This is a genomic window from Alishewanella sp. HH-ZS, assembly GCF_001704375.1.
Lineage (GTDB): Bacteria > Pseudomonadota > Gammaproteobacteria > Enterobacterales > Alteromonadaceae > Alishewanella > Alishewanella aestuarii.
Genome location: NZ_LZEJ01000088.1, coordinates 1 through 1,537 on the forward strand (window position 1 = coordinate 1; position 1,537 = coordinate 1,537).

Here is a 1,537-nt window from a genome sequence, read left to right on the forward strand (position 1 = left end):
GCGTTCATATAGTGCTGTGGATAACTGCTATTGTGTTGCGGCGGTGTTGACAAAAACCCGGTAGCCCCAGGCCGGGATACTCAGGCGCGTGTCGGCATCAAACAACTGTTGTTGCTGACTAAAATAGTCCTGATAGTCACCATGATGCAGATGCAAATCGAAGCTGACTTGCTGTGGCTCATTCGACAAATTAAATACTGCAAATACCCGTTGCTCACTATCCTGACGGACAAAACTCAGTACCTTGCGTTCAGCACTATTATGCACCGGGATCATTCGCGCACCCCAGGCAGAGTTCCAAAGCGGTCGGTAGGCTTTTTTCAGAGCAATCAGTTGGCGGTACAACTCACCGTTTTGATGTTGCTGCCAGACAATAGGGTCGCGCTCGAAAAACTCCAAGCGTTTGTCATATCCAGCCTCCTGACCGTTATAAATCATCGGAATCCCTTCACTGACAAATGACAACACCATCGCCGCAGGCAAGGCGTCGCCAAAGCGTTCAAACTCGGTTCCCTCCCAACTGTTCTGATCATGGTTGCTGACACCCAGCAAGCGCATTACCTGCTGTGGATAAAAACGCTCATTCCATGAGTAGTAAACGTATAACTGATGCGTATCTTTTTTGCCCAGCGCAATATCATGCATGGCTGCGCCCCAGGTCCAACCGTAAGTCGCATCAAAGGCCTCGGCGTGGAAATCACGCCCCTCAAATTCTGCCAGCATAAATACCGGCTTGACCTGCTCCAGTTCACGGCGCACCGCCACCCAGAAATCCAGAGGCACAAAACCAGCGACGTCGGCACGATAGCCATCAACACCGAACTCTTCCACCCAGTAACGCATCGCCTTGGCCATCTGCTGCCTTAATGCCGGCTGCGCATAATCCAGTTCGATAATATCACTCCAGTCCCACCAGGGCGTGGGTCGAAAGTCCCCTTTCCAGTCACGCAAGTACCACTCCGGATGTTGCGCAACCCAAACATTATCCCAGGCTGTATGATTGGCAACCCAGTCCAGGATCACGTATAAACCCAGCTCGTGAGCCGCGGCAACAAAGGCTTTAAAGTCTGCTTTGCTACCAAATTCCGGATTGACGTCGAAATAGTCTTTTACCGAATAGGGGCTGCCCAGGCCGCCTTTACGGTTTACCTCGCCAATCGGGTGGATCGGCATCAGCCAGATAATATCTACCCCCAATGCTTTTAGTCGCGGTAACTGTGCCATTGCCGCCTGAAAAGTTCCCTCCTCGCTGAATTGACGCGTATTAAGCTGGTAGATCACCGCATCCTTAGTCCACTCCGGATGGCTTAACTTTACATAGGGCTCAATTGTGCTGAGCGCTGCACCTTTGCTTTGCTGCTCAATGGTTGGTTGGCAAGCGGCAACGAGTAACGCCACTAAACCAATTCCAATTAATTTTAGCTGTTTCATACCCTGTCCTTTATCATTTTAGTGTTGCTTTTTTAAGCTGGCTTAAATGTTTAAGATAGGCAAGCTGAATACGAATGCAGCACATTTATCCACAGCACTATATGAA

1 protein-coding gene is annotated in these 1,537 nt (G+C 50.0%); it reads right to left on the minus strand.

Annotation, left to right across the window (positions count from 1 at the left end; all coding sequences use genetic code 11):
- Window positions 1-27: 27 nt before the first annotated feature.
- A complete protein-coding gene (locus A9165_RS16370; protein ID WP_083216314.1) occupies window positions 28-1,431 on the minus strand; it encodes an alpha-amylase family glycosyl hydrolase in 1,404 nt (467 codons plus the stop codon).
- Window positions 1,432-1,537: the final 106 nt, after the last annotated feature.

What these genes read in the sequence shown, in the direction of transcription:
- A9165_RS16370 (WP_083216314.1), bottom strand. Translation starts at nt 1,431, where the DNA reads ATGAAACAGCTAAAATTAATTGGAATTGGTTTAGTGGCGTTACTCGTT.